General features: G+C 57.8%; 20 protein-coding genes and 1 pseudogene. 12 read left to right on the forward strand and 9 right to left on the reverse strand.

The annotated features are described in order from the left end of the window. Positions 1 to 20: 20 nt before the first annotated feature. Positions 21 to 746 (reverse strand): GntR family transcriptional regulator, encoded by a 726-nt coding sequence (locus tag ACO6TI_RS18800; RefSeq protein WP_055118374.1) that lies wholly within the window; start codon positions 744 to 746, stop codon positions 21 to 23. Next, positions 743 to 1,051 carry a hypothetical protein gene (locus tag ACO6TI_RS18805; RefSeq protein ID WP_422383074.1) on the reverse strand — a complete coding sequence of 103 codons (309 nt, stop codon included), beginning with the start codon at positions 1,049 to 1,051 and terminating at the stop codon, positions 743 to 745. Before ACO6TI_RS18805 ends, ACO6TI_RS18800 begins: the two co-directional genes overlap by 4 nt. A 310-nt stretch (positions 1,052 to 1,361) precedes the next feature. On the opposite strand from ACO6TI_RS18805, the gene ACO6TI_RS18810 reads away from it, so the two are divergent. Next, positions 1,362 to 2,018, forward strand: a complete 657-nt coding sequence (locus ACO6TI_RS18810; RefSeq protein ID WP_422383075.1) for a dienelactone hydrolase family protein — start codon at positions 1,362 to 1,364, stop codon at positions 2,016 to 2,018. 66 nt (positions 2,019 to 2,084) lie between these two features. Here the strand turns inward: ACO6TI_RS18810 and ACO6TI_RS18815 are convergent, their stop codons facing one another. The 5 genes from ACO6TI_RS18815 to ACO6TI_RS18835 all read right to left on the reverse strand — a co-directional run bounded on the left by ACO6TI_RS18815 (position 2,085) and on the right by ACO6TI_RS18835 (position 7,603). Further along, entirely contained in the window at positions 2,085 to 2,591 is a 507-nt protein-coding gene (locus ACO6TI_RS18815) for a RidA family protein (protein WP_055118368.1), read from the reverse strand. Then, positions 2,581 to 4,488: a TRAP transporter permease gene (locus ACO6TI_RS18820; RefSeq protein ID WP_422383076.1), complete on the reverse strand. Its 1,908-nt coding sequence runs from the start codon at positions 4,486 to 4,488 to the stop codon at positions 2,581 to 2,583. The genes ACO6TI_RS18815 and ACO6TI_RS18820 overlap by 11 nt, the downstream gene beginning before the upstream one ends. A 38-nt stretch (positions 4,489 to 4,526) precedes the next feature. Continuing rightward, a complete protein-coding gene (locus tag ACO6TI_RS18825; RefSeq protein ID WP_422383077.1) occupies positions 4,527 to 5,546 on the reverse strand; it encodes a TAXI family TRAP transporter solute-binding subunit in 1,020 nt (339 codons plus the stop codon). A gap of 130 nt (positions 5,547 to 5,676) precedes the next feature. After that, entirely contained in the window at positions 5,677 to 6,591 is a 915-nt protein-coding gene (locus tag ACO6TI_RS18830; RefSeq protein WP_422383078.1) for a LysR family transcriptional regulator, read from the reverse strand. Between the two features lie 163 nt (positions 6,592 to 6,754). After that, positions 6,755 to 7,603: a MurR/RpiR family transcriptional regulator gene (locus tag ACO6TI_RS18835; protein ID WP_055118980.1), complete on the reverse strand. Its 849-nt coding sequence runs from the start codon at positions 7,601 to 7,603 to the stop codon at positions 6,755 to 6,757. A gap of 280 nt (positions 7,604 to 7,883) precedes the next feature. Between ACO6TI_RS18835 and murQ the strand changes: the two genes are divergently transcribed. The 10 genes and pseudogenes from murQ to ACO6TI_RS18885 all read left to right on the forward strand — a co-directional run bounded on the left by murQ (position 7,884) and on the right by ACO6TI_RS18885 (position 18,645). Further along, positions 7,884 to 8,831, forward strand: coding sequence for an N-acetylmuramic acid 6-phosphate etherase (murQ, locus tag ACO6TI_RS18840; protein WP_422383079.1), 948 nt, complete (start codon positions 7,884 to 7,886; stop codon positions 8,829 to 8,831). A gap of 34 nt (positions 8,832 to 8,865) precedes the next feature. Then, positions 8,866 to 10,386, forward strand: coding sequence for an ABC transporter substrate-binding protein (locus tag ACO6TI_RS18845; protein WP_422383080.1), 1,521 nt, complete (start codon positions 8,866 to 8,868; stop codon positions 10,384 to 10,386). Between the two features lie 20 nt (positions 10,387 to 10,406). Continuing rightward, positions 10,407 to 11,366 carry an ABC transporter permease gene (locus ACO6TI_RS18850; RefSeq protein WP_055118356.1) on the forward strand — a complete coding sequence of 320 codons (960 nt, stop codon included), beginning with the start codon at positions 10,407 to 10,409 and terminating at the stop codon, positions 11,364 to 11,366. Beyond that, positions 11,363 to 12,205 (forward strand): ABC transporter permease, encoded by an 843-nt coding sequence (locus ACO6TI_RS18855; RefSeq protein ID WP_422383081.1) that lies wholly within the window; start codon positions 11,363 to 11,365, stop codon positions 12,203 to 12,205. The genes ACO6TI_RS18850 and ACO6TI_RS18855 overlap by 4 nt, the downstream gene beginning before the upstream one ends. After that, positions 12,202 to 13,926: an ABC transporter ATP-binding protein gene (locus ACO6TI_RS18860; RefSeq protein ID WP_422383082.1), complete on the forward strand. Its 1,725-nt coding sequence runs from the start codon at positions 12,202 to 12,204 to the stop codon at positions 13,924 to 13,926. Before ACO6TI_RS18855 ends, ACO6TI_RS18860 begins: the two co-directional genes overlap by 4 nt. Positions 13,927 to 13,929: 3 nt before the next feature. After that, positions 13,930 to 14,937, forward strand: coding sequence for a serine hydrolase domain-containing protein (locus tag ACO6TI_RS18865; RefSeq protein WP_422383083.1), 1,008 nt, complete (start codon positions 13,930 to 13,932; stop codon positions 14,935 to 14,937). A 2-nt stretch (positions 14,938 to 14,939) separates the two neighbouring features. Continuing rightward, positions 14,940 to 16,046 (forward strand): annotated as a pseudogene (locus ACO6TI_RS18870) (anhydro-N-acetylmuramic acid kinase); the annotation flags it as partial. After that, positions 16,047 to 16,499 carry a GNAT family N-acetyltransferase gene (locus tag ACO6TI_RS18875; protein ID WP_422385318.1) on the forward strand — a complete coding sequence of 151 codons (453 nt, stop codon included), beginning with the start codon at positions 16,047 to 16,049 and terminating at the stop codon, positions 16,497 to 16,499. A gap of 5 nt (positions 16,500 to 16,504) precedes the next feature. Next, positions 16,505 to 17,761, forward strand: coding sequence for a UDP-N-acetylglucosamine 1-carboxyvinyltransferase (gene murA, locus ACO6TI_RS18880; RefSeq protein ID WP_055118349.1), 1,257 nt, complete (start codon positions 16,505 to 16,507; stop codon positions 17,759 to 17,761). Next, complete coding sequence (locus ACO6TI_RS18885; RefSeq protein WP_196879386.1) at positions 17,758 to 18,645, forward strand: N-acetylglucosamine kinase; 888 nt, start codon at positions 17,758 to 17,760, stop codon at positions 18,643 to 18,645. The genes murA and ACO6TI_RS18885 overlap by 4 nt, the downstream gene beginning before the upstream one ends. 175 nt (positions 18,646 to 18,820) lie before the next feature. Here ACO6TI_RS18885 and ACO6TI_RS18890 read toward each other — a convergent pair whose 3' ends face one another. Further along, positions 18,821 to 19,381: a carboxymuconolactone decarboxylase family protein gene (locus tag ACO6TI_RS18890; protein ID WP_422383084.1), complete on the reverse strand. Its 561-nt coding sequence runs from the start codon at positions 19,379 to 19,381 to the stop codon at positions 18,821 to 18,823. Between the two features lie 145 nt (positions 19,382 to 19,526). Here ACO6TI_RS18890 and ACO6TI_RS18895 point away from each other — a divergent pair, with 145 nt between their 5' ends. Continuing rightward, positions 19,527 to 20,228 carry a winged helix-turn-helix transcriptional regulator gene (locus tag ACO6TI_RS18895; protein ID WP_055118343.1) on the forward strand — a complete coding sequence of 234 codons (702 nt, stop codon included), beginning with the start codon at positions 19,527 to 19,529 and terminating at the stop codon, positions 20,226 to 20,228. Here the strand turns inward: ACO6TI_RS18895 and ACO6TI_RS18900 are convergent. Then, positions 20,225 to 21,232, reverse strand: coding sequence for a nitronate monooxygenase (locus tag ACO6TI_RS18900; protein WP_348317641.1), 1,008 nt, complete (start codon positions 21,230 to 21,232; stop codon positions 20,225 to 20,227). The two genes, ACO6TI_RS18895 and ACO6TI_RS18900, sit on opposite strands and share 4 nt — an antisense overlap. Positions 21,233 to 21,238: the final 6 nt, after the last annotated feature.

The following is a 21,238-nucleotide window of genomic DNA, read 5'->3' on the forward strand; positions in this document are numbered from 1 at the left end:
TTACTCCTCCCGACCTTTTGCTAGCCATCATCGGCAGGCAATTGTGCCTGCAGCTGCAGCAATGTGCCGTTGTCCGGCACCAGTTCCAGAACCGAGTGCACATGCTTGCGCATCTCCAGAGCGGCTCCGTCTCCATCCCCCGCCGCAATGCGGCGGACAATCTTCAGATGATCACGATATGCCCGCATCGACCGATAGGGAATGCCCGACATCATGCGGAAACGTTGCCGGTCGACGTGGCCCTTGACCGAATGGACGAGGCGCCAGGTGTTCGGCACTCCCGCCAATACAGCCAGTTTCGCGTGAAACTGCTCATCTTCCTGAAAGAATGTTGCATAATCATCGGCATCGGCCGCCAGCTTCTGGACCGCAAAGGATTTTGCCAGTACCTGGCGGTCAAGCCCTCTTTCGGCCAACCGGCGCACGACGGCTTCCTCAAGAACCGAGCGCATGAAAACAGCTTCTTCAAGGCGCTCGGTATCCAGCATTGCAACCACCGAACCGACCTGCGGCCGCGTGACGATCAAACCTTCTCCCGCCAATTGTTGCATGGCTGTTCGCAAGGGAGTTCGGCTTATTTTCAACTGGGCCGCAAAAATGCCTTCGCTGATTGGAGCGCCGGGCGGCAATGTGTTGTCAACAATGCATTGCCTTAGGAATTCATAGGCTTGCGGGGCGATCGGCAGCGACGGATTGACTTGCCAAGTGGAAAACAGGTCTTCCGTATCGCGGGTCAGAGCTTTCATGCCGTGAACGCCCTGGTTCTGAATTCGCCCAATTGAGCGCCCCGGACCGTGTCGGTGCACTCGCTTGATGCGGATTTGCAGGACGTAATCGCGACGTTCACCGGGTCGAGTACGGTGGTTTCGGCATCATTTCGGGGCGGAATGTTGCTTTCGGTCGATTTCTGAATTCGCCGTCTCGGGAAATCGTCCTTGCTCCCCGCTGCGGGGGCGGGAATGTGGTAAAATGCCTGGACAACACCAAAGACTTCCAGCTGCCGACGATCCGGCAGTTTGGCTGCATATTGCGGCTCAGTCCATTTTCGCATGTGCTGCACGGGTGGCGTTCCTGTTCCCTTTAATACTAGTATACCAGTATACAGATTTTGGCAAAGACTGTGCTGCACCATGAAACTGAGCAGGCGAAAACTCCGGAATTTGACTGGTTGCCGGGCGCAACGTCCGGGCAAATGGGTAGAGCACCGTCATTGGACGCAGTCGGGCATTCACTGTTTTGACGGTGTCATTGAATGTGACCAAGACCCTTTGCCGGCCAGAGTACTGTGTCCACCGGAGAATAGTCGAAACGGAGCGGCTGTTCTTTATGGGCATGCTCATGGAAATCGATACGAAATCGGCATGACAGAAGTGTCTGACGGACGGCCGAGCCTGTTGCAGCCGCCGGTGGGTCTTTGGCTTGCAAGCCTTGGATACGTGGTGCTTTGCCCGGAGATGCCGGGTTTTGGGCGCCGGCAATCTGAGGGAACGGAGTCTGAGCTCAGCAAAAAGGCGCTGTGGCACGGTCGACCGCTTCTGGGCCTCATGCTTGACGACACGGATCGGGCATATTCTGCTCTGTCTGCATTTCCGGGGATAGAACGCGGCCGCGTTGCCACTTTTGGCTTTTCCATGGGAGCAACGCTTTCCTATTGGCATGCAGCACTAAATCCTGACATCGCCAGATGTTCACACCTGTGCGCATTCTCCAGCATTGGTGAGTTGATCAGGACCGGGGCGCACGATCTTCATGGGATTTACATGACCGTCCCCGGTCTGTTGCCGGACTACGATATGGGAGATGTTGCAGCACTCATTGCACCAAGACCGCAGTTCATCGGGGCGGGTTACATGGATCCGCTGACGCCGCAGGCCGCATTTGAACCTGCGTTCGCGCGCGTGACCGACGCCTACGCGCGGAACGCCCGCGACCTGAAAACTTTTATCGAGCCGAACGGTGGACACGCTGAAACAACAGGCATGCGTGCGGCGCTGAAACAGTTTCTTGCCCCGCTTTGATCGCGCGCCGATCCAGGTGACGAAGAATTCAATCTGGTGTCTGACGTTTCGCTGTGACGGCCCATGTCATGTCGGTTCACTGCAAAGCGCCGCAGTGATTTCGACCAGGACAGGTGCGTTTCTGGGTAAGCTTCTGACACCAATGACAGATCGCGAATGACGCCCCGCATCTCCAAAATACTCTACCAGCAAGATTGATGCTGCGTCCGCGACCTCGGAGATTTGCGTAAAACCCTCCGCATGAGCAACAAAGCATTTGAGACGCAATATGCGTTCGATATTGTCCAGGCCACCCGCTGACCTGTTTAGCCAGGCAAGGGCCTGTTCAGCGCAGATCTGCGCGGCCGCTTTTGCTTCTTCAAACGACACGCCACTTCCGACCAGGCCACAATAGGCAAGTTTTCCCTGATGTTTGGGGATCTGACCTGCAATATAGGCAATGCGTTCATGCACGGTGATCGGTTCATAGGCAAAAACAGTCGGTTCGGGTGGCGGTAGTTTCCATTCACGCCGGGAGGCCACCGGACCGGTTGTCTTTGACGAATTGGGGACCAGCTGGTCGTTATTCTTCATTGCCCACTTTTCCAATCAATCTGTGTCCAAACCGGTGCCTTTGCAGTCCAGTTACCAGCGCAATGACCACAATCGCCGCTGCATTGAACGCCGGATCGTGTGTCACGAGCATCACGGCCGCGCCAACGAGAAGCGTCCGACCTGTCCACTTGAGAGGGCGTCCGCAGAGCCACCCTGTCACGGCCATCGCAAGGCAGATGATTGCCAAGGCAGAGCGCGCCAGAACCAGAAACAACATCGACCAGTCTCCCTGGCCAAGGAGCTCAGGATTGGCAACAAACAGGAACGGAATGACATAGACAGGGATACCCAGCAGGAAGGCACGCCATCCAACCGAGGTCGGGCTTGTGCCTGCTATGGGTGCTGCTGCAAATGCGGCGACCGCTACGGGAGGCGTGATCTGGCCAAGGACCGCATAATAAAAAACAAACAGGTGAGCAGCCAGCGGTTGCGCCCCCAGATCCACAAGGGCAGGGGCCACCAGTGTTGCCTGGATGATATAGGCAGGTGTCGTCGGCATGCCCATGCCAAAGACGAATGCCGCAAACATCGCGAGCACGAGTGCCAGGTAGAGATTGCCGTCAGCAAATGAAATCACCAGACTGCTGAAACGAAATCCGAGGCCTGAAATCTGCACGATCCCGACAATGATACCGGCAGAGGCGCAGGCAATTGCCACCACCACCGCCGCTTTTGCACCCAGTTTTAGCCCTTCGGCGAGAACAGCCGGTGATACCATTGTGCTACGCCGCAGGAACGGCGTCGCCAGTGTTGCCATCACACCATAAAAGGCGCAAAGACTGGGCGTATAGCCAAGCAAAAGAAACGTCATGATGACGACAAGCGGCAGAAGGAATGTCCAGCCGGCCTTGAATTCCCGCCAGGTTGCACCGCGTTGTCTGCGCTCCATGGGTTGAAGGCCCTGCTTGAGAGCTTCCCAGTGAACGGCAATGAACAGGGACAAGAAGAACAGAATGGCGGGGATCGCCGCGGCAGTTATGACTTCCTGGTAGCTGATACCCAGGATAGCCGCCATCAGAAAAGCTGCCGCGCCCATGATGGGTGGTGTGATCTGTCCGCCTGTCGAGGCAACGGCCTCAACCGCACCGGCAAATGCCTTGGGATATCCGAGTTTTTTCATCAACGGGATCGTAATGGCACCGGTCGTGGCGACATTGGCAACCGCGCTGCCGGACATGGTGCCCATCAGGGCGCTGGCCATGACCGCCATTTTTGCGGGACCGCCACGCGTTGCTCCTGTGGCTGCACGTGTGACATTGACGAAGAAGTCGCCACCACCTATGACCTGCAACAACGCACCAAACACGACAAACAGGAATATGAAGTCGGCCGAAACACCGAGCGCGACACCAAATATGCCCTCGAAGCTGAAATACATCTGGTCGACAAATTCATTGATGCCGACGCCGCCATGCGCGAGCGGACGAAGCATGTCTACATATCGCAGGTATGGTCCGACAAACCCGTAGACGATGAAAACGACGCACAGCGCTGAGATCGTCAACCCAAGGCTTCGCCGCGTCAACTCCAGCACGGCTATAACTGTGCCAATAGCAACGAAGAGTTCGAACGGCGAAGCCTCAAGGGTCCAGGGAGGACGGACGACAATTTCCGCGTGGTTGAAAATCAGATAGCCAAGACACACCACGGACAGGGCAATGAAAAGACCATCGACCGGACCGCGCAGGCGTTTGATCGGAAATTTGTAGATCAAATACCCGATCAACAAGGCGAACAACAGATGCCAGCCCCGCAGAATGATGTTTGGCATCAGGACAAACGGAGAGGCCGCTGCAAGGTGAAACACTGCCATGGCGACTGCCAATGCACCCGCGACCTGTTCGGACTTAAGACGCATGCCTGAGATGTCTCTCATTCAGGGTTTCAAACACGTGGTGAAGTACCCAGGGCGGATCAGTTCAGGGCCGGCTCATCAAACGCAATACCCTTGTCCTTGTAGAACTGTGCGGCTCCGGGATGAAGAGGTACGGCCATTCCATGGCCTGCCGTCTCACCCGAGATGAAGTTCAGCAGGGCATGGGTCTGCTTGAACCGGTCGAGATTGTCCCAGATTGTCGAGGTGACCTTGTAGGCAACGTCATCAGGCATCTTGTCGGAAGCAAACAGGAAGGTTTTTGTGCCAACTGAATTTGCCGGTGCTGACTGCCCCTGATACAGACCAACCGGGAGCTCTACTTTCTGGAAGCCACCACCATGCTTTGCCAGGTATTCGTCAAGTTTGGCTTCATCCAGTGAAAGAACCCTGATCTTGCGGGCCGTTTCGGTGGCAAGCACCGTCGAATGCGGGTAAAGCGCTACCCACATAACCGCATCAAGCTGGCCATTGCGAAGTCCATTCTGGGACTCCTTCCAGCTGAGTTTGTGCATGGTACCGCCATCAGCTTCGATATCATCCGTCGTCATGCCGTGAACGGCGAGCAGATTGTTGAATGCATTCCAGGATGTCTGGCCAGGTTGACCGGCGCTGACTTGTTTGCCCTTCAGATCTTCAATGCTGTGAATGTCGGAATCGGCGTCCACCCAGATCTGGATCGCACTTGGAAAGAATGTCATCAGTCCGCGGACATTCTTGATCGGCTTGTCCGGGGTTGCCGGGTCCCGCGCGTGCCACGCATCGGTCGCGTTGCTGGCAGACGTCAGGCCGATATCAGCCTCGCCAGCGGAAACGCGCAGCAGGTTCGGGCCGGAACCGCCTGGTTGCACGCCAACAACGCTGTCAGGAAATGCTTCGCGCATCAGGTTTCCAAGGCCGGTGGCGACAACGTTGAAGGTGCCGCCACTTGGACCGCCACCAATGTTGAGAAATTCAGGATCATCGGCACTTGCGGGCGTTGCCATGCTCAGAACTGATGTGACGAGTGCGACGCTAACGGTGGAAAGGATCGAACGTCGATTAATTGTAGTAAGTGCCATTGTATGAATTCCTCCCATCAATGATGGGCGGAGGACACTACGTGATGTTCGGCGTGGCAATCATTTTCATGTGATTTTTTGATAGAAAAGCACCATTTATTTGAAAAAATTATAAATGAACAGCCATAGGCTATCGAAGCCACTGGGGTTTGAGCACCTCCCGCATATTGTCAACAAAGCCCTGCGCAGCGGGCGAAAGAGCACGGTTTGCGCGGGTGACCAAACCGATCTTGCGGTAGAGTGGCGGGTCGAGAAGCGTTCTGAACACCAGGTCGCGTCCATCGGACCGCATTGCCATTTCCGGCAGAGCAGCAATCCCAAGGTTGGCTTTCAAAAGGGCAAGAACTGCTGCAATATTAGAGCCTTCAATCCAAGGTGACGAGATGTTGTTCGGGGTCGGGTCGATCGAATCGAGCAGTGGCCTGATTCCTGTATCGGCACCGAATGAAACAAACGGGTATCCCTCAAGTTCGCTCCATCTGATTGGTCCTGTCTCGCCTGCCAGAGGGTGGGTGGGATGCATCACGGCACCGAAGGGATCCCTGATAAGGGTCTCAAAATGAAGGCCTTCTTCAGCCTGAATACGTCCAGCGATGCCGAGGTCCACTTCGCCATTGCGCACCTGTTGCCAGATTGCCGCCGTGTTGTCGTCACGCAGCGATATCCGGATGTTTGGATAGGCAGCCGAAAACTGAGAAATTGTGGCCGGCAGCACATTTGTTGCAATGGAAGGCAACACGGCGACTGCGACCCTGCCTCTGCGACGTTCAGCCGTTGCGCGCAAATCCTGTAAAGAGGCCTCCAGGTCGTCACTCAGTCTTTCAATAGTCGGCAGGAACGCTTTGGCCTCCGCAGTCAGGTGGAGTTCTTTTGTAGTGCGATCAAAGAGCCGAAGCTTCAACTCCGCTTCCAGATGTTTGATTGCTGCGCTTACAGATGGTTGCGACGACGACAAGCGTTCTGCAGCGCGCGTGAACGATCGTTCGCGGGCAACTGCAATAAAGGTTCGAAGTTGGGTCAGCGTGATCTTCATTTCTTGTTCCATGCGCCAGCCGGTCCCTGCGAATTAGTCGTGTTTTACGTGAGCTGTTGAAATTGCCCTGAATGTGTGTGTACGCGCTCAAAGCGCAGGCAAACAAAACAATTTGTGTTACCTGGTTTCGAGTGGCTACGCAGAGTTTTGGACGGGCCGGGTTTCCTCGGGTCCCCTAGGTTTTTAGAGTGGAGACAGCGTCTTCCGCGGCATGGATGAGACCGTTGGCACGGCTGTCGGACTGAATGAGCAGGATGAACATGAGATCCGCGAGGGCGAGCTGTGCGTCACGGGTGAAGATTGCCGAACTGCGGGCCTGATGCTCATCTGCGACAATATAGAGCTGGATTTCCGACAGGTCGGCAAGGCGATTGGGTTGAACGCCGGTTACGGAAATCACGGTAGCGTTCTTTTTGAGCGCTGTCTCGGCAATGCGGCGGCTTTCAAGCGTGTCGCCCGAATAGGAAAGCGCGATACACAGATCGCCTTTTTCAAGCGTTGCGGCATTGGCAATCTGGATGTGGCTGTCTGCGTCGAACAACACCATGTAGCCGATTTTCTGGAGCTTGTAGGCGAAGTCCTGGGCTACGAGCGAAGAGGCGCCGACGCCGACAAGCTGGATCCGCCGCGCTGTGCGGATTGCGTCCAGGGCTGCTCGCAACGTTTTCTCGTTGTTGACTGAAAGCGTTTGCTGCATGGCGTGGATCTTAGAGCCGAGCAGCTTTTGGAGTATGGTCGCGAACGGGTCGTCACTGCCGATCGTTCCGTGAATTACTCCCGCTGGCACCTGCCACGTTTGCGACGCGGCCTTTGTCACCGCGACCTTGAAGTCCTGATATCCACGGCAGCCGAGTTTCTGGCAGAACTTGACGACACTGGACTGGCTGCGACCGGTCTGTTCTGCCAGTTCAGCGGACGAAAGATGGATCATCTCGTCAGGCGAGGCGAGAACAAACTTTGCAATCTCGCGCTCCGCAGCCGTAAGGCTGTCCATTTGCCCCTTCATTATTGTCAGAATCGACATGGTACATCCTTGTGAAAGGTTCGGAATCATCATTTCGCAGGAACCGTTCAAATGGAATAGATATTTCCATCGCCGCGAATAGCTTCGTTGTTGCCTATACTCCGGAGCAGGGGCGCTCTCTTTCGGCAATCTTCTAAGTGCATGAATTATAAATGGAATATTCTGTTCTTTGCCCCAATGATACAATACGTGCAAATAATAAGGAATAAAAAATTGAACAAATCGTTGACTATTGGAATAATTAAGTCGAAGATCATGCGAAAAGTAACAGGGGGTTCCAATGTCCGATCCGCTGTCGGTTCGTTCACTCCGCAATCTTATTTCCGAGACGCGAAATCCGCGCACGACGGATGTCGACCTGCTGCCGGTTCCTGAAGTGGTTGGCCGGATCAATGCAGAAGACAAGATGGTTGCGTCTGCCGTCGAGGCGGAACTGCCGGTCATCGCAACGGCGGTCGAAGTCATAGCCGATGCGTTTCGCGCCGGAGGACGTTTGATCTATATCGGCGCGGGAACGTCCGGCCGCCTGGGCGTTCTTGATGCTTCCGAATGTCCGCCGACTTTCTCGGTGCCGCCGTCGATGGTCATTGGCATTATCGCCGGAGGTGACCGGGCGTTGCGCCATGCCGTTGAAGGGGCCGAGGACAGCGAGGCCCAGGGAGCGGATGATTTGGCGGCCGTGTCCTTGACCGAACTGGATGTGGTTGTCGGTATCGCCGTTTCGGGCCGGACACCCTATGTGATCGGCGCTCTCGACTATGCCTCGGAAGTGGGCGCGCGCACCATGGCGCTCACCTGCAATCCCAATTCCCTCTTGTCACGCCATGCCGAGATTTCCATTGCACCGGTCGTTGGTCCTGAAGTCGTCACGGGCTCGACCCGGCTCAAGTCAGGTACGGCTCAGAAGATGGTGTTGAACATGCTGACCACCGCGGCAATGATCCGCCTTGGCAAGACTTACCAGAATTTGATGGTTGATCTGTCGATCTCAAATTCCAAGCTGCAGACACGTGCCGTCGGTATCCTGTCGGAAATAACAGGCGTTGAGCCGGAAGAGGCCACTGTTCTTCTTGCCGAGGCTGGCAATGACGTCAAGCTGGCAATCTGCATGAAACTCACGGGACTCAACCGGGATGCCGCCAGTGAGGTTCTCGCGGAAAACGGCGGTGTACTGAGGAAAGCAATAGACAAGACGCGGGGAGCAATCTGCGCAAGACTGACGGACTAGATCGCCTAATCGTTCTACAGAGGGAGATTGCATTATGTCAAAGATGATTACCAAGTCACTTGGGACGGTCGGCCTGGCCGTAATACTGAGCACCACGGCGTTAAGTGGCGTGTCAATGGCCGAAAACCTTAAGGTCGCGTGGTCTCAGGATGCCACCGGCCTTGATCCGCATAAACAGACTGCCTTTTCGTCGATCCGATTCCTTGAACTGATGTATGAGCCGCTTGTGCGCCTCGACAAGGATGCCGAGATCGTTCCTGCACTCGCCGGTTCCTGGCAGTTCAACGACGAAGCCACGGTTCTGACCATGAAACTGGACGAGGGCGCCAAGTTCCACGACGGCTCGGCGGTCACACCCGCTGACGTCAAGGCCAGCTTCGAACGCATCCTCGACGAAGAAGTCGGTTCGGCAGCCCGTGCGAATTTCACCGCGATTACCTCGATCGATACGCCGGATGACATGACGGTCGTCTTCAATCTCGACGGCCCGAACGTCCCGTTCCTGACCGCACTCGCTTCGGTGAATGCAGCGATTGTGCAAGCCAGCGCAATCGAAGCTGGAACCATCGGCACCGAGGTCGTGGGATCCGGGCCGTTCAAATATGAGAGCTGGACACCGAATTCGAGCGCCACCCTGGTCGCCAATGAGGACTGGCACGGTGGTGAGATCGCCATCGACGGGCTCGATATCTCGGTCCTGCCGGACGAAACCTCGATTCTTGCGGCGCTGCGTTCGAAGCAGGTGGATTTTGCGCTGATCAACGATCCTTTTGTGGCAACTCTGATCCCGCAGGCATCAGGCCTCAAACTGGCCAAGGCGCCGGTCCTTTCCTACCACGTTCTGCAGTTGAACCCGTCGCGTGGCCCGCTGACCGAACAAAAGGTTCGCCAGGCGATCTCCTGCGCTGTCGATCGTCAGGACGTTCTCGACACTGCGCTCCTGGGCGAGGGGGCTGTCACCGGACCGCTGACCATGGCGGCTTATGCGACGCCGCAAGATCAGCTCTTCTGCTACCAGCAGGATCTCGAAAAGGCCAGGCAACTGATGGCCGAAGCCGGTTTTGCCGATGGCTTCGACATGAACATCATGGCCGCAACCGGAGAGCCGCCAACCGCTGCCTCCGAAGCACAGGTTCTCCAGTCGCAACTGTCTGAAATCGGCATCAATCTGACGATCGAGATGAAAGAACTGAACGTCTATGTCGACCACTGGCTGAAAGCTGATTTCGACATGGCCGTGGCATTGAATGGCGGCAAGCCGGATCCTTACACCATGTACAACCGCTACTGGACCAGGGATGGCAACCTGCAGAAAGTTGCCAATTATATCGATGACGATCTCGATAGCCTGATGGCACAGGGCAGGGAGGAAACCGACCCGGCCAAGCGGAAGGAGATCTTCCAGTCCTTCGAAAAACATCTGGCGGAAGTGTCGCCCTGGGTCTGGCTCTACACGGGATATTCCTATGCCGGGACACAGGACTACGTCGACGGTTTCGAACCGACACCCACCGGTTCGTTGTTCGGTCTCGCTAACGTCAGTGTGAACAAGTAGGCCTGCAGACGGAGATCCTCATGTCCTACCCGATCAAACGCCTTCTGGTGTTTCCGCTGGTGATGCTGGGCGTGTCGGTCTTCGTCTTTATTTCCATCCGGCTGGTGCCGGGCGACGCGATCACTGCGATGCTTGGCACCGAGTCCGGTCTGCTGACCCCCACTCAGCGTGACGCTCTCAGGGCCTATTTTGGCCTTGATCAGAACTGGTTCATTCAGTTCTGGAGATGGTTCGCAGGCGTGCTGCAGGGCGATTTCGGAATTTCAACGACATACGGAAAGCCGGTGATGACGATCATCTGGCAGCATTTCCCGCTGACGCTTGAACTGGCGATCCTGTCGATGCTGATTGCCCTGTCGATCGGTATCCCCGCCGGGATCTATGCCGCGACACACAAGGACCGGCCATCGGATCTCATCGTGCGCATCGTCGCAATGTTCGGTCAGTCGACGCCTAGTTTTGTTGTCGGACTGCTGCTTATCTATCTGCTCTCCGTGGGCTTCGGCGTGTTGCCCGAAATGGGAACCTTTGTGCCGATCACCGAGGACCCACTTGCCAATCTTGCACAGATGATCCTGCCGGCCATCACACTCGGGACTGCCTTTGCTGCCGCAGTCATTCGCATGTCACGCTCCACCATGCTGGACATCTTGCAGGAAGACTATGTTCGAACCGCCCGCTCCAAGGGCATGTCGCGCCGCCGCGTGATCTGGCGTCATGCCCTGCCGAATGCGCTGATCCCGGTGATCACGCTCTCTGGAGTCGAATTCGGGTACCTTCTTGGCGGTGCTGTGCTGGTTGAACAGATATTTGCGCTGCCGGGTCTAGGACGCACAGTTCTCGATGCGATTTTGCAACGTGACTACGCTCTCGTCCAGGGTTCGGTTCTCTTCATTGCCTTCAACTTCATGGTTGTGAACCTGCTGGTGGACCTCGCCTACGCAGCCCTCGACCCGCGCATTCGATTCGAAACCAAATGACAGCTCTCCTGAACGATCTCACGCGTCATCCTTCGGGACGTATAGGTCTGATCACATTTGCGGTTTTTCTGATCGCTGCGGTCTTGGGCAAGACCGGGTTCACTCCCTATGACCCGCTCATGCAGGACCGGATCGCCAGGCTGCAAGGCCCCTCGGCCGCTCACTGGTTCGGAACCGACCTGTTCGGGCGGGATGTGTTTTCGCGATTGATGGACGGGATCGGTCAGAGTTTCATAATCTCGTTTTTCTCGGTCGGCATTGCCTCTTTGCTCGGCGCCGTTCTCGGCCTGACCGCTGCGTGGTTCGCCGGGCTGTGGGATGGAGCCGTCATGCGCTTCATGGATGTTCTGCTGGCCTTTCCGGCTATCCTGCTCGCCCTCTTGATCATCACGATCTTCGGGCCGGGCACCTGGACATCGGTCCTGGCCATTGCCATCGTCTACACCCCGATCTTCACACGTGTCGTGCGCGGGCCCGCCCTTTCTCTGCGCCGTCGTGACTTTGTCGACGCCGCCCGTACCTTCGGCTCGTCACGCAGTTACATCATGACGCGGCACCTGGCACTGAATCTCGTCGCACCGCTAACGGTCCAGATTACGCTTGCACTCGCGTGGGCGCTGGTAACCGAGGCGGGATTGAGCTTCCTGGGGCTCGGTACCCAGCCACCCAATGCATCGCTCGGCTTGATGCTTTCCGATGCCCGAAACCTCATGGAGATGGCTCCCTGGCTCCTTTGGATGCCTGCGGTTGCTTTGATGCTCGCCGTGCTCAGCTTCAACCTGCTGGGCGATGCCTTGCGCGATATCCTTGATCCGAAGACCCGGAGGAGGCTGGCATGAGCCTTCTTTCTGTTCGAGACCTGAAGGTTGGCTTCGGCCCACGGCCTGAGGAAAACCAGGTTGTTCACGGCGTCAGCTTCGATCTCGATCCCGGTGAGACCCTGGCCATCGTCGGCGAAACCGGGTCGGGAAAATCTGTAACATCCATGGCTGTGAACCGCCTCGTAGACTATGGCGGCGGCCGGATCACCGGCGGTTCGATCAGTTACACGCGTTCCGATGGCGCGTCTCTGGACCTTGCCTCGGCTGCCGAGAGTGAACTGGAACAGATCCGTGGCCGCGAAATCGGCATGATATTTCAAGAGCCGATGACATCGCTCAACCCGGTGATGACGATCGGCGCGCAGATTGAAGAGATCTTCCGGCTTCAGCAGGGGCTGACCAGGGCAGAGGCAAGGGAAGCTGCGTGCAAGGCCCTGGAACGTGTGCGTATACCCGATGCCGCCCGGCGTCTTGGCGATGCGCCGCATCAGCTTTCCGGTGGCATGCTTCAGCGCGTGATGATCGCGATCGCGCTCGCCTCAAACCCACGGATTCTGATTGCGGATGAACCGACAACCGCGCTTGATGTGACAATCCAGGCGCAGATCATGGGATTGCTTTCCCAGATGAAGCGCGAGACCGGGACGGGGATGATATTCATTACCCATGACATCGGCCTCGTCGCCGGTATCGCTGACCGGATCATGGTCATGCAAGATGGCAAAGTGGTGGAACAGGGACCACTCGACAAGATCCTGGACAACCCGCAGCATCCCTATACCCGGCACCTCTTGAGCGCCGTTCCCCACTTTTCGGACGGCAAATCGGTCCGGAGCGACAAGGCCTCTGCGGATCGGGTGCTGAAGGTTGAAGATCTGAGCGTCCGTTTTCCGGTTCGCACGGGCCTGTTCCGCAAGCACACAGGCAACATCCACGCCGTCGAGCGAGTTTCGTTTGAGTTGAGGGCTGGCGAGACGCTTGGAATTGTCGGCGAATCCGGATCTGGAAAATCGACGACCGCGCGCGCCATTCTAGACCTCGTCAAGCCGACCAGCGGCGTGACCCAGGTTGACTGTACTCGGATTGGCGGCACCGAAAAACCGACACAAATGGTGTTCCAGAATCCAAATGCCTCATTGAATCCACGTCTCACTGTCCAAAGTATTCTTGCGGAACCCATAACCGCGGTGGGGCGCCGTATTGATGAAGAGGCCATCACCCGGATGGAATTACTGCTGAGCCGCGTCGGCTTGCCCGCCGACAGCCTCACGCGCTATCCGCATGAATTTTCAGGTGGTCAAAGGCAACGGGTCTGCATCGCCCGGGCACTCATGCTGAAGCCTTCCGTTCTGGTACTGGACGAAGCGGTTTCGGCTCTCGATGTCTCTGTCCAGGCGAAAGTGCTCGATCTGTTGATTGACCTGCAGCGGGAATTTGGCCTGGCTTATCTCTTCGTGACCCATGACATGGCCGTGGTCGAGCGCATCGCGCACCGCATTGCCGTGGTTTATGCCGGAGAAATCGTTGAAATTGGCGATGCCCGTGAGTTGCTGGCGAACCCGCGCCACAGATACACCAGGCAGCTGATCGAGGCCGTCCCTTCACTTGAACGCCGTCGTGCCGAATACGGCATCGATTCCCGTGCGATGCCTTCCCTGGTGCGCCCTATTGGTTTTACACCCGAAGTGGAGGCATGGCTGGGGGCAGGCGAAGATCATTTCTACCGGCAGGAGGCATGATCCTTGGACAGACAAGCCTCCTTCGATGTTGCTTTTGCCAGGTTCGAGACCGCCGTGACCTCAGGGAATGTTCCAGGAGGCGTTCTTGGCTTCGTCTCACGGGATGGCGCTCGGATGACCCGTGCCGCCGGCCAGGCGCAGCTCGTGCCTGAATCCCGGCCGATGACCGTGGATACGTGGTTCGATCTGGCTTCTCTCTCCAAGGTCATTTTAACCACCGAGCGGATAATGCGCCACGCCAGGGAGGGCCGCATCAATCTGGATGCGCCGCTCACTACGCTGATACCGGACCTGCGCCAATATCACCCGGACACCGCATGGGAGCGGCAGCTGACCATTCGCCAGTGCCTTGGCCACCAGACAGGATTGCCACCTGTCTTTCCGATCTACACCTATGGCAGTGATCCGGACCTTTTGCGCGCCTTTGTGTTGCAGCATGAATGGCCCCGTGGAGAGGCGGTGTACTCCTGCATTAATTTCATTCTGCTCGGCATCGGGCTCGAGCGGCTCGAAGGGTGCCGGATACGGGACATGGATCCGGGCTTTGGCTTCGCCTTTTCCGGAAAGGCACCCATCACGGCAGCGACCGAATATTGCAACTGGCGCGGCCGTGTGCTCGTCGGCGAGGTTCATGACGAGAATTGCTTCGCTCTTCAGGGCGCGGGCAATGCGGGCCTCTTCGGTACCGTGAGCTCCGTTCTGGACTTTGCACAAGACCTTCTCGACAAGGAAGCAGCTGGAGACAGTCATCCGCGCCTATTGCGGACCCCGGTCGGGTCAACCCGTGGTCATGGTTGGGAATTGCCGCATCCGGACTGGTCAGGTGGTGGTCAATGCTCGGACCAGACCATCGGGCATACCGGGTTCACCGGAACAGGGCTCTGGATTGACTTCGCGGCGGGACATGCCTGGTCCCTTCTGACCAACCGGGTGCACCCCAGCAGGTTCAGGGAGAGTGACATCATCCCGCTGCGACAGGCGGTTGCCACTGCAATCTATGGAAAGGACTGAACATGGAGCCGATCTGGGCCGTGGGTCTGATGACCGGTACCGTCCTCGACGGATATATAGACGTGGCCCTGTTGAAGACCGATGGTGAGACGATCACCGAGTTCGGTAGCTATGAGCTGGTCCCTTATCCGGACAAAACAAATCGTCTGCTTGAAAAGACGCTCGCCGAGGCGCGTGCGTGGGCCTTCGACGGGCCGGAACCGGACATCTTTGTCGAGGCGGAAGCGGCAATTTCCCGGGCCCAGGCAGATGCGGTGCGCAATGTGGTCGAAGCTGCAGGGCTCACCATGGCCGATATCGGCATCATCGGGTTTCACGGCCAGACAGTCCTTCATCGTGCCCCGGTTCCCGGGCGTATCGGCGCAACGCGCCAACTGGGTGATGGCCGGTTGATGGCGCAGCTTCTGGGCACGGATGTTGCCTATGATTTCCGCTCGGCCGATATTGCCGCCGGCGGACAGGGCGCACCCCTGTCGGCGATCTACCACAAGGCCCTTCTGGCCAGCGCGGGATGCCCGAAAGACACTGCAGTGTTGAATCTCGGCGGCGTTGCCAATGTCACCTGGATCTCTGGTGACGGGCAGATTGCAGCCTTTGACACCGGTCCCGCCAACGCGCCGATCAACGATTTCGTTCGCTCGAGGGGAGCGGGGGATATGGACCGCAATGGCGCGAATGCATTCGCCGGAACCGTCGATGAGCCACGTTTGGCGGAGCGACTGACGATACCTTATCTCAGTCAGCCCTATCCGAAATCGCTGGACCGTTTTGACTTTGGCTACGACTGGGTGGAAGACCTGTCCCTTGAAGATGGTGCCGCGACCTTGACTGCCTTTTCTGCCGCAGCCGTTGGTGCCGGTCTCGACACGCTGCCGACCCGCCCGACCCGCCTGGTGGTCTGCGGCGGTGGGCGCTGGAACCCGGCGTTGATGAAAATGCTTGAGACCTACGCGAAGGTCGAGGCCGTCGCAGCCGAAGATCACGGTTGGCGCTCGGACGCCGTCGAGGCAGAGTGCTTCGCATTGCTCGCGGTAAGAACGCTGCGCGGTCTGCCGATTTCCTTTCCGACGACCACCGGTGTTGAGACACCGCAATGCGGAGGACGGATTGTGCGTGCCAACCGGCCCGGTGACCCAATCCTGACGATCACCGATGCGCCGGTCGACCACTGGCAGACGATCCATGAGGATCTCTTCGCCCATAACGCTGCCTTCGTCGGAGAGCCGAACCGGTCCGAATTGCAGGTCATGCTGCACGATCAGAAGGGGCAGGTGATCGCCGGAGCTTTCGGTTTCACGATTTGGAACTATCTTTACATCCAGTGGCTCTGGGTTGCGGAAAAACATCGGAAACAGGGAATGGCAATTCGGCTTCTGGAAGCGGCCGAGGAACGCGCTCGGAAACGGGGCTGCACCGGAGCCTGGATCGATACATTCAGTGAGGCGGGGCTCGCTGCCTATCGCAAGGCCGGTTACGAAGTCTTCGGTGAGCTACCGGATTTTGCCGCAGGGCAGGCGCGGATTTTCCTGCGAAAATCGCTTGAAGCGACAAACAAGGGCTGAAGCATATGGATAGATTGCGTATCAGGGGAGGCAACGTACTGCGCGGTGTGGTTGACATTTCCGGCGCAAAGAACGCTGCGTTGCCCCAGATCGCCGCCGCATTGCTGAATCCCAATCCGGTCGAGTTGACGAACCTGCCTGCCGTACGCGATGTCGACACGATGCTGACGCTGGCCTCCTTCCACAATGCCGAGGTGGACAAGGGCATCGGCCGCGTGGTGATCACCACGAAGGACCTGTCGCAGCAGGAAACCCCTTACGACACGGTGCGCCGCATGCGCGCGACTGTTCTGGTGCTGGCGCCGTTGCTTGCGCGCTGCGGTCACGCCAAGGTTTCTCTGCCCGGCGGATGTGCGATCGGCGCCCGGCCGGTGAATATGCACATTCATGCGCTTGAAATGCTCGGTGCTGAAATTGCACTGGAGCGCGGGACAATTGTCGCCTCCGCTCCGAATGGACTACGGGGCGCGCGGGTCGTGCTTCCCGGGCCTTCGGTTGGCGCGACTGCGGCGACGATGATGGCCGGTACCACGGCAAAGGGCGAGACAGAAATCCTGAATGCTGCCCGGGAGCCGGAGATTGCCGATCTGGCTGCATTTCTGCGCGCCATGGGTGCGCGTATCGAAGGAGAGGGGACGCACCGCATACTCGTCAGCGGCGATACGAGCTGGCGCGCTGCCCGGCACCATTGCATTCCTGACCGTATCGAAGCCGGCACCTATGCTGTTGCAGCTGCGATTACCGGCGGTGAGCTTGAATTGCTCAACGCCCGGTTGGAACATCTCGCGTCCGTCGTCCAGGTTCTTGAGACCATGGGGGTGGAGGTGTGGCCGAGTGATCGCGGCATGGTGGTTGCCCGTCGTGGCCCGCTCACCGGAGCGGACGTGACAACGGAGCCGTACCCAGGTTTCCCGACGGATCTACAGGCGCAGTTCATGGCCCTTGCGACCTGCGCGGAAGGTGCGTCTCTCATCCGGGAGACCGTGTTCGAAAACCGCTTCATGCATCTGCCCGAACTCTGCCGTCTGGGTGCCGAGATCAAGCTCCAGGGGCCAAGTGCGCTGATCCGTGGAAAAACGGAGTTGTTCGGAACAAGCGTCATGGCGACGGATCTGCGCGCTTCCGTTTCCCTTGTACTGGCCGGTCTCGCCGCGGAGGGGGAAACGGTCGTCAACCGGATCTACCATCTCGACCGGGGTTACGAGCAGCTTGATGACAAGCTCAGGCGCTGTGGTGCCGACATCGAGCGGTTGACGGCATGAAGGAGGGCCCCTTTTTCCTCGGTGTTGACGGCGGCGGAACGGGCTGCCGGGCGCGGATCGAAGACGCGGCAGGGCGGGTTCTCGGGCAGGGTCTGGCCGGGCCGGCGGCGACGCGGCTCGGAATTGAAAAGACATGGGATGCGATCATGGCGGCGAGCGCCGATGCCATGAGCGAGGCCGGTCTCGGACAAGAGGTTCTCGGACAGGTTCGGGTCGGCGTTGCACTGGCGGGCCTCAGCCGGAAAGGGGTACTGGAGGCCCTTTCGAACCATCCACATGAATTTGCGGGAATCGTTTTCGTCAATGACGGAATGGGCGCCTGTCTCGGAGCGCATTCCGGTGAAGACGGCGCGATTGTCATCGCCGGAACCGGTTCGGTGGGGATTGGTCTCGTCGACAGGCAGGAACTCCGTGTTGGAGGTTATGGTTTCCCGATTTCCGACGAGGGAAGCGGTGCGTATCTGGGGCTGAACGCGGTGCGCGCGGCCTTGCGCGCCCATGATGGCCGGGAGGATAAGACGGCGCTACTTGCGGAAGTAATGAAAAAATTTTCGCACGATCCGATGGAGGTTGTCAGGTGGATGGACCTGGCGACAGCCACCGACTATGCCGTCTTCGCTCCCACGGTATTGCGCCATGCCGAGCAGGGTGATCCGGCAGCCCGGCAGATCGTTCAGGCCGCCGCTGGCGAGATAGACACCCTGGTGCGCGCACTGCTTGCACAGGGAGCCCCTCGCGTTTCTCTGCTCGGTGGATTGGCAAGCCCTCTGGAGCCGTGGCTTGCCCATGATGTGCGCAGACGTTTGAAACCGGCAGACGGAGATGCGGTCTCAGGCACTATTCTCTTGGCACAGCGCTCTGCCGGGGAGCAGGACAAGACGTAAAGGAAACGTCTTGAACACCCTACTTGAGAGCCAGGACCTGGAAAGCTTGGTAGGTCCGTTGCAGGATTGGCCTGAGACCCAGGTCTTTTTGCATATAGTGAGGGCACATCAAAGGCAGCAGATACTGTCAAGCAACGCCTGAGCGATCTTCAGCCTTTTTCGCGACCTGCAAAGCTCATGCTGCTTCCACCTTCGGATCCCATGCATAGGGTGCAAAATTCTCATCGAGCGGCAGCTCCAGCAAGTTGGCAGTCATGTTGCTCAGTGTTTTGTTTGCGACGCCTATGATCACTTCCAGAGCCTGATCCGGGCTGTAACCGGCCATCAGAAAATCCGTGCGTTCTTTGGCGCAATTTCGGCCGCGTTCTGTTGTTAGTTTCCGGGCAAACCGCGCCAAGGCACCAAGACGATCATCATCAGGGTCCTGGCTATCGCGCATCGCGCGGACGTGGGCGTCTTTGAGACCCGCGTCAGCGGCAAATGCCGTGTGACCGGCAACGCAGTAACGGCACCTGTTGGCGACACTCACCGCAAGTTGGACCACTTCGCGTTCGGCGGGAGACAGGCTGCTGTCGCCAAATGCACCCGTCAGCCCGACAAATCCGTTCATTGCGCCGGGAAGGCTGCCATAGACGGCATAAACGTTGGGAACGAACCCGCGCGCTTGAGTGATAGCTTCAAAAATCGCACGTGATTTAAGGGCTGCTGTTTGGGCCGTGTGGATAGGTAGGTTCATGTGTTCTCTCCGGTTTGCAGGCCCACGACTGGGCCGCCTGATGCAATGAGAGTTACCTGACCCTGACGAGACTGGATGCTTTACAAGTTGGAGCAAAACACTATACGGATTGGAGCGCCTTGCTACACTTTCTGGAGTAACCTTGATGTCGCACAGCTATGGCCAGTGGTGTCCAATCGCCAAATCGACCGAGATTCTGGGCGAAAAATGGACCATGCTGATTGTGCGCGAACTGTTGATGGGGAGCACGCGGTTCTCCGAACTCCAGCGAGGGTTGGGAGCAATTTCGCCCACGCTCTTGACGCGCAGATTGGTCACTTTGGAGGAGTATGACCTGGTGTACAAGCGTCGTATCCAGGGAGGCCGGGGTCACGAATACATACCGACCGCGAGCTGTCGGCAGCTGCAGCCGATCTTGTTGGCACTGGGCAGCTGGGGCATGGAATGGTCGAAGGCATTCATGAGCGACGCGGATTACGATGTTGAACTGCTGATGTTGTATCTTCAGCGCAGCATCGTTCCCGACAATCTGCCCGGCAACAAAACGGTTGTCCTGTTCCAGTTTACGGATTTCAACGAGCAACCAAAGTGGTGGATCACGGTTGAGGGTGACAGTGTTGATGTCTGCACCACCGATCCGGGCCTGGATGTTGACGTGTTTATCACAACCAGGGTTCGCGCGATGGCGGACGCGTGGTTGGGTCGCACAACCTACAAGGCGGCCAAGGCTTCTGGAGCGATGGAGATCACTGGGCCTACCGCTCTGACACGTAACATTTCAAGTTGGCTCTCCGATTGCATTTTTGCAAGTCTGCCGAATGCCGAGGAAATTTTGGCCACGCGTTAAGGCAATCGCAACGCGGCATGCGCCTTTGCCATAATGCTGTCTACAATGGCGCCGGTGGGGTCGACGCTGTTTACCAGACCAACGCTTTGGCCGGCCCACATTGACAGCGCCTCAATCTCGCCAGTCATCGTGTGGTGAGGGGTTGTAGATTGATAGGCCGCGATGGAGTTGCTGCCTCGCTTGGCTATGATTTCACCGGATCGATGGCGTGTCTGGTTGTCGGGACGGCCTTCTTCAAGCCAGCGATCCGCTAACGCGTTGCGCAACACGCGATGTGCCGCATTTGACCATCCGACATTGTACAGGTTGGTTTCGTGAACTGTGTCCGAATGCTGGGCCGCAATGACATGCGCGATGTAATCAGCGTGCGCTGCACTTTCTGGCGTCGCCAGAAAACGGGTCCCCATGACAACACCGCTTGCCCCTAAACATAGTGCGGCCGCCAATCCGCGTCCGTCGGAGATACCACCTGCAGCCAACACGGGAACTGATCCCGCAGCATCTGCCACAGCGGGAAGCAGGGGCAATGTCGCGACTGTGCCTTTAACATGTCCGCCAGCCTCCCAACCTTGTGCGATCAACACATCTACGCCGGCCTCAACGGCACGTTTCGCCTCTTTGGAGGTTGAAACGGTCTGCATCACCAACGCCCCGTTTGCATGGACGTGCTCTACAAAGGGAGCAGCGTCCCCCCAAAAGAAATGAACTGCATTGGGGCGATGTGACAGGCAATACTCCAGCCGCGCGTCCTGGGGCATATCCAGGCAAAGATTGACGGCAAATGGTGCGTCAGTCTTTGCGCGCAGGTTTGCCAGTTCGGTGTCAATGGTCTCCTTGCTGCTCCAGGAGCAAGGCATGATTGGATACCCGCCTGCGTTTCCAACGGCGGCGGCCAGATCGCTTTCCACGGCTCCTGCCATTGGGGCGAGCACGATGGGATGATCTACTCCGACCATTCTGGTGAACGGCGTTGGGATGGCCGGACGGATTGTCTTCGTACCCATGATCGA

This window comes from Roseibium album, from assembly GCF_965233825.1.
Taxonomy (GTDB): domain Bacteria; phylum Pseudomonadota; class Alphaproteobacteria; order Rhizobiales; family Stappiaceae; genus Roseibium; species Roseibium album.